The organism is Oscillibacter sp., from assembly GCF_032060045.1.
GTDB lineage: Bacteria > Bacillota > Clostridia > Oscillospirales > Oscillospiraceae > Oscillibacter.
Map to the genome: position 1 here is coordinate 1 of NZ_DAMBZJ010000004.1, position 7,400 is coordinate 7,400.

Annotated in this window: 8 protein-coding genes; all 8 read right to left on the reverse strand. The window is 51.2% G+C overall.

Translation table 11 applies throughout. The annotated features are described in order from the left end of the window. Positions 1 to 107: 107 nt before the first annotated feature. Complete coding sequence (locus RT018_RS02600) at positions 108 to 941, reverse strand: DUF6282 family protein (RefSeq protein ID WP_312938990.1); 834 nt, start codon at positions 939 to 941, stop codon at positions 108 to 110. 15 nt (positions 942 to 956) lie between these two features. Then, a complete protein-coding gene (locus tag RT018_RS02605) occupies positions 957 to 2,210 on the reverse strand; it encodes an SLC13 family permease (protein WP_312938991.1) in 1,254 nt (417 codons plus the stop codon). Positions 2,211 to 2,243: 33 nt separating this feature from the next. Beyond that, a complete protein-coding gene (locus RT018_RS02610; RefSeq protein ID WP_312938992.1) occupies positions 2,244 to 2,945 on the reverse strand; it encodes an RraA family protein in 702 nt (233 codons plus the stop codon). Between the two features lie 272 nt (positions 2,946 to 3,217). Further along, the gene (locus RT018_RS02615; protein ID WP_312938993.1) at positions 3,218 to 4,732 is read right to left on the reverse strand and encodes a tripartite tricarboxylate transporter permease; all 1,515 of its coding nucleotides are present in this window, start codon (positions 4,730 to 4,732) and stop codon (positions 3,218 to 3,220) included. A gap of 17 nt (positions 4,733 to 4,749) precedes the next feature. Continuing rightward, positions 4,750 to 5,199, reverse strand: a complete 450-nt coding sequence (locus RT018_RS02620) for a tripartite tricarboxylate transporter TctB family protein (RefSeq protein WP_312938994.1) — start codon at positions 5,197 to 5,199, stop codon at positions 4,750 to 4,752. An 87-nt stretch (positions 5,200 to 5,286) separates the two neighbouring features. Then, positions 5,287 to 6,261, reverse strand: a complete 975-nt coding sequence (locus tag RT018_RS02625; RefSeq protein ID WP_312938995.1) for a tripartite tricarboxylate transporter substrate binding protein — start codon at positions 6,259 to 6,261, stop codon at positions 5,287 to 5,289. A gap of 125 nt (positions 6,262 to 6,386) precedes the next feature. Next, positions 6,387 to 6,941, reverse strand: a complete 555-nt coding sequence (locus tag RT018_RS02630) for an HD domain-containing protein (protein WP_312938996.1) — start codon at positions 6,939 to 6,941, stop codon at positions 6,387 to 6,389. Between the two features lie 18 nt (positions 6,942 to 6,959). Further along, on the reverse strand, positions 6,960 to 7,400 hold a 441-nt coding region (locus RT018_RS02635), incomplete at its 5' end, for an amidohydrolase family protein (protein WP_312938997.1).

Consider the following 7,400-nt stretch of genomic DNA (forward strand, 5'->3'; position numbering starts at 1 on the left):
GCAGCAGAGCGCGGCCCTCGGACATGATCTCCTGAGGAAGAAGAATTTTCCATGCCATGATAATTTACTCCTATCGTTATTGTATGTGCGCGTTTTGCAACGAAACATCAGGAGAGGATTCTCCTGGGATTTTGGCACATGATTTGCCGCAGTTCATCCGGCGTAAAGCCATTCTCTAGCAGCAGGTGAGCGTATTGGGCCATACCCTCATCAAAAAACGGTGACTTGGGCTGGCCAAAATCGGTGGTTAGAATCACGTTTTCGCAGCCGACTACGCGAATTTGCCGTGCAATCTCTTCTATTGGTGTGCGGCCATAGTAAGTGGTAAAAAAGCTGTGTTCCACCACAGCACCCAGCCGGACCGCCTCAATCTGCTGCGCGGTGCTGTATTGGTCGGCAGGATTATCGGCATGGGTCAGCACTATGGTACAGCCTTTGCGCTGACCCTCGCGAACCAATGCCATGCCCTCCGATGGGCCGATGTGGCCGGTACAAACCACCATCTGATACTGCGCGGCAGCGTCCAGTATGTCCAGCGCCGCCGGAAGAAGGCGACCGTTTTCATCGCAGACCGGAATATAGCTGGAAAGATTTGCAGTTGGGTCGTCGCGATGCTGGAAGCGCTGATATTCGCGGGATTCCAAGGTTGGGAACCAGAGCAATTTCCCGCCTGCCTGTGCGGTGCGTTCCACCGCACTGGGATTCAGCCCGCCAACTGAGCGGTTCAGAACAACTCCACCGACAATATTGAGTTGGGGGAACTGCTCTCGCAAAAGCGCGGCGCGGGCGGCAGTGTCCAGATAGTGGCACTTGATTGCGCCACCGCCCATGCCGGCTGCCAGCATTCGCCGAGCTGCTTCCAGATCCGTGCATTTCCGAGGTACCACATCGGGTGCCGTATGGATATGAAGATCATAGGCTCCGCGCAACAAATCGTTCATGCGGGCACCTTCCGATCAGTAGGGGAGGAAGACGGGCATCAGTGCTATGACCACGATGTAGGTGACCAGAAGCATTGGAAGGCCGATCTTCATGAAATCCGTAAATTTGTAGTGCGTCCAGCCCACGGTCATCATGTTCTGGGGAGCGGCGAAAGGCGTTGCATAAGAGGCGGCACCCGCCAGAGTGATGGTCATGGCGATGGGATAGGGGCTCACGCCGATCTGCTGTGCAATGGAAACACCGATGGGCAGGAAGAGCATGATGGTGGGGATGTTGGACATGACCTGCGTCAGCAAGGAGGCGGCAAAGAAAATAACCGTTGTGATCATAAAGGCACTGGGATGCTCGCCCAGAATTTTCAGGATCAGATTTGCCACGGCGTCACCGGTACCGCTGTTTTTGACGCCTGTGGAGATGGCGGTCAGGGATCCGACAAGCAGCATGCAGTTCCAGTCAATGGCGCGGATAGCCTCTTGAACGCTCATGCATCTGGTGGCCACGATGACCAGCGCGCCCATCACGGCCGCAATATGCATGGGAATGACTTTTGTACCGGTGGCAATGACCACCAGAACACACAACAAAGTGGCAACGGAAATGGATGCCTTCCTGGTGTCCAGTTTTTTCTTTTCCGTTTTGGCAAACTCGGGAACATAGCCGGTGTCAGGGAGGAATTTATAGCCCACAAACGTGAAGTACAGGATTCCGATGATACCCACCCCTATGCCGAAAGGAGTGATGCTGAAAAACCCAAAAGGCTCGATACCCAGCTCCGACATTACATTGTTGGCGGTGGCGTTGGAGCCAACGCCTACGAGCGTAACAAATCCACCGAACTGTGCGCCGAACAGCAGGGCAAGCAATGCCCTGGAAGGCCCGAAGCCCGCAGCCAGACACATAGCGGTGACCAGCGGCGCCATGGCCGTCATCACGCCGATGTTGCTGCACACAGAACTGAGCAGGCAAGACACGATCAGCGTGACTAAAATGATGTTCCGCTCATTTTTACCGGTAATTTTAACCATTTTCTCGCCGATCAGGTCGGTAATACCGGCATGAAACAGCGAGGAACCAACCACCATCATACCGCACAGAAGGACAATAGTATTGCTGTTGTATCCGGTAAAGATGTCGCCTACCTCAATGATGCCGGTGTAAGCGAATGCAATGGACGCGCCAACGGCGGTGACGATAATGGGGATAGGTTCCCAAATAAAGAGGACAATCGTAATTGCGAGAATAATCAGTGTGATTGCTATTTGGCTCATCGCAGTTTTCTCCTTGCTTTTCTATCTTAGAAATCAGGGCTGATAAATGTCGTCAACGATCTCAAAGCCTTTTTCTTCCAACAGCTTGTCAACCCAGCCGCGCTTGGCCGTGCCGTCTTTGGCGGCCTGCAGCTTGACCTCGTCCACCGCTTGGAACGCCTTGGCGTCCTCTAGTACCTGCGCGGCGTCCTTGCGGGGAATGATAATTACGCCGTCGGGATCGGCCAAGACGATGTCCCCAGGATTAACGCTTACGTTGCCGCAGGCAATGGGGACGTTGATCTCGCCGGGACCCTCTTTATAGGGGCCTCCGGGGGTTGTACCGGTACAATAAACAGGAAAATCCCACTTGCCAATCTCGTCAATGTCGCGGATAGGGCCATCAAGCACAATGCCCGCCACTTTTTTGGTGCATTTCAGATAGGCCATCATCACCTCACCCATCAGGGCACGGCTGTCATCGCCCTCGTTGGACACTACCAGCACATCGCCTTCCTGGCAGAAGTTCAGTGCCGCGTGAAGGGCCAGGTTATCCCCGGCGCGCGCCTTAACGGTGTAGGCAGGCCCCACCATCATCTGAGCCGCAGGGCTGCTGACCAGACGAATGCGGGGATGCATGGCACAGCTGCGCCCCATGACATCCGCGGTATTAGACGCGGGGATGGATTTAAATTGGTTCATAATCGCGGGATCAGGCATTTCGCGCTTCATAAAAATACGTTTGCCAACGGACATGAGAATTTCCTCCTCCAAATTGTGATGCAGAATAGTTCGTGTTCTTTGTTTCAGTAATTATAGTAATTTATGTTCCTTATTTCATAATACACTTTTTTTAAAAACATGCAAGTGCCTTACAATATATTTTATATTTTGGAAGGAGCCCATCGCCTATGAAAACGAGCAGGACTTCAGCCTGTTTAAGCCGAAGTCCTGCTCATTCAGGATGAAAAGCTTTTGTTTACAGTAAGTTCATATTGAAGCTAACCATTAGTAAGCGAAAACCATGATCAGGCCTTGGCGCTTTTCTTCTTGATAACTCCAGCTAAGCTCTTCACAATAGGAAGCCCCACACTGATAAAAATCAGAATTAGCAGTATCAGGCTCGCCGGACGCTGAAGATAATACATCAGGACAGGCTCACCCTTAGACATCAGTATGGCATTTTTAAATCCAGACTCACCAGTTGCTTCCAGTAACATGCCCAGAATAATGGGAGCCGTAGGCAGATCCAATTTTCTAAACAGGTAGCCGATGATGCCAAATATCAACATCATGTACACATCGCTGATCCGGTTGTTGATGGAAAAAGAGCCGATGGTGGACAAAACCACGATGATAGGAATCAGCAGTGCATCAGAAACCTTTGTAATCTTAATCACCTGACGGCATATGCACATACCAATTAGGCCCATCAAAATATTTGCCAAAATGAAGCCAATGATGATGGTATAGGTTGTGGTGACGTTCTTGGTAAACATGGACTGCCCGGGAGTCAAGCCGTGCAGAATCAAAGCCCCCAGCAAAACAGCAGCCACGGTGGAACCCGGAATACCCAGCGTAATCAGAGGAATGATACTGCCGCCGGTAACGGCGTTGTTTGCCGTCTCGGAAGCGCAGATGGCATCCATAGAACCTTTGCCAAACTCCTCGGGATGCTTGGAAGTTTTTTTTGCCTGACTATAGGCAAACCATGCGCCGATGTCGCCGCCGGCGCCAGGCAGAACACCAACTATAACGCCAATGATGGCGGATCGAATGAAGTTGGGCAGATAATGCACAATTTCATTGCGGGCAGGCAAAAACTTTCCGTGCAGGGACTTTTCATCCACAGTGCGGTGCAGGCCCTTTTTGAAATTGTTGTGCTGTTCACACAAAACCAGAGCTTGCGAAATGGAAAATAGACCAATGAGAGCCGGTACAGGAGAGATTCCAGAATACAAGCCGTTAATTCCAAAAGTAAAACGCAACTGTCCGGTAATGCCATCGGTGCCCATGGTACCCAGGATCAGGCCGAAACAACCCATCAAAAAGCCTTTGATCGCAGATCCGCCGCCAAGGCCACCGATAACGGACAGGCCCATTATGACGATCAGAAAATACTCCGGTGCGCTGAACATCAAGGAGACCTTACCAAGCAATGGAGCCAACGTCAGCAAGGCAATGCCGCTGATGGTACCGCCAACCATGGATGCAACCGTGGACATACCCATAGCCTCCAGGCCACGGCCCTGTTGCGTGAGCGCATAGCCATCGCCTGCAGTTGCGGCAGAAGAAGGCGTACCAGGGGTATGGATCAGAATGGCTGTCAGAGAGCCGCCATAAAATGCGGAGGTGTACACAGCCATCATCATGATAAACGCTGCATAGGGAGACATAGTGTAGGTAATGGGAATCAACAGAGAAATTGCCATGGTAGCATTCAGGCCAGGCAGTGCGCCGATAACCATACCGCCCACAACACCAGCAATCAGTGCCAGCAAGCTTTCAACACTTAAGAGGTTTATTAATACTTCGTGCCACATTTTTTCTTCCTCCTGTTTTACGGCAACCGGGATGCCAGAACAAAGGTGAACAGGACATACAGAAAGCCCACCAGTCCAACAGGCACCAAAATGAGAGCAAATTTATTGCGAGCATAGTTGAACCACATCATACCGACTGTAAACAGCAGAGAGGGGATAATAAAACCAATCATATCCACGGCTATTACATAGACGGTAATGAACACAAACGCTAGCAGCGGGAACTTGATTTGCTCAAACACTAGCCGCTCCGAATTCACTTCCTTGCCAGCGGCGGCATCCCGGGTATCCTTGATGCCCTTGATCAGCAGCGCAACCGAGAGAACGATAAACAACGCCAGAATCAAAACCGGGAACTGTCTTGCCTCGGCAGACATGGTCGACATGGCATTTAACAGCATGATACCGCTGAGAATCAGCAAAATCAGTGCCACAGCAATGTCCTGGCTCCATTCTTTTAATTTCATAGGGTGTCTTCCTTTCCTTCAAAGATGCCGCTGTGCGACTATGACACACAGCGGCATCCAATGGCAGAATCCGTCAGGTTGTCCGGGTTAGTTCCAGCCCAGTTCAGGCTTCAGATCAATAATCTGCTGCTCCTGACCCTTCAACATATCAACGTAATCCTGTCCGCCCAAATAGTTTATATTGAGACCCAGATAGTTCATATCAGCTTGATGCTTGGTATCAGCAATAGCAGATGCAAAGACCTCCTCGATCTTGGCCTTGGTGTCAGCGTCAACACCCTGAGGTAGCATATAGCCGCGGGAAGGTGCAGAGACAATATCACCGTAACCGGCATCAGAGCACGTGGGAACATCCGGCAGTTGCTCCAGACGATTATCAGCAAACACGCACAGGACCTGCAGATCACCGTCGCCCAGAACAGAAGCAATATCACCGTATGTGCAGCTCACAGCGTCCAGAGTACCGCCTAACAAAGCGGCATAATTGTCACTCCAGCCAGACTGGTGAACAGCTGTCAGAGTAGTTTTGGGATTGGCATTGCCCAGCTGAATGGTAGCAATATGCTTATTGCCGTTGGCTCCAACATCGCCCACGGTCACACCACCGCTGCCTTCAGCAGCCTTCATAAAGTCTCCCATGTCAGAATAGGTGCCAGTCTTGCAGACCAGCATACCGTAGTCAGTGACGTGGTTACAAATAAAATCAAAGTTATCCATGGTCTCAGTGTGTCCCTGCTGGGGATCCAGATAATCGGTAAATAGAGAGGGCGTGTAAACCAGAGCAATTGTGTAGCCGTCAGCATCGGATTGCAACAGCTGTGCCCAGGCCATCCAGCCGTTGGCACCAGTCACGTTCTGCACAATGAAAGAAGCACCGGTCTGCTTCTCGAGCGCGGTAGCCAGTGACCGGACACCCAGGTCGGAGCTGCCGCCTGCACCAAAACCGCACAGCAGAGTAACGGTCTTGTTGGGCCAGTCAGCTCCAGCTGTTGCAGCGGAAGATCCTGCGCCGGAGGAAACTGCGGGAGTAGAGGTGTTGCTAGAGTTGCCGCATCCAGCCAAAAGGCTGAGGCACATAGCGGATGCAATTGCAAAAGTTGCGATTTTTTTTATGTTGTTTCTCCTTCAGATATATATTTGACCCCTTGTGGATTCTGCTAACAATTCAAAAGCACGGACCGTCTTGTTCAACGTTTTTCCAGACCCTGCACGGAGCACTTAAAGACAAACATATCAATTGCCCGTACAAAAGAGGATTCCTGTGTCTGATAGGACTTGTCCCCTTCAAAAGAATGAGTAGCAATTAAATGTATGATATTATCGGGTAGACCTGCCTTTGCAGCCAGCAGTGCGCCGGACAGCGGATGCCGGACCAGTTCAAAACTCTCTCCGTGGACGGCCTTGCCGTCCCTGTATATAAACTCTGTCAGCTTACCGATGTCGTGGAGCAACGCTCCTGTAATCACTACATCCCGACTAAAAGGAACGTGGTGGCGGGAGTAAAACTTTTCCAGCTTGTCAAACTCCATTATGCAAATATCCGTCACATCCGCCACATGCTCAACCCAGGAAACATCGCAATCTTTCCAGTTCATCGTCACCGGACAGGCTGAGATGTTCTCCATACTCCAGCCGCCCGCTTCCATGGCTGTCTGCATGGCCCTGATGGCGCTTTCACGGAGGTTCGAATTCTGAATCTCCTGAAATTCCGGAAACAGAGAGATAATTTGTTCTTTATTCATAAGTCCTCCCGTTAAAATTCAATCACTGGATTCCTGATATACAATCTCGCCGCAGCGAAAAACCGTTGTAGGAACAATTCCCCGTGGGCCAATGAGGGTATTTCCGTCCGAATCCCGGAACTCCACTGTGTCATTATCCATGCGGCAGAGCACTACGTCGGCATCCCGGCCCTCCACCAGCACACCCAATCGTCCCGAAAGGCCCAGCTGCTTCGCCGGGGTCACGGTCACGGCTCGCAGTACATCGGTTAACGGCATACCAAGACTCATGAACTTCGACATGACGAAAGTTAAATCCCACATGGCTCTATCTTTGTGATAGGTAGAAAGGGTTGCATCACTGCTGATGATATTCGGAAAGAGGCCACATTGCATAGCCGCCTTCGCCACGGAGAAATTGAAGTTTACCCGCCCATTGCCTACTTCCATCAGAACTCCGCGCCTTTGTGCAGCCAGAAT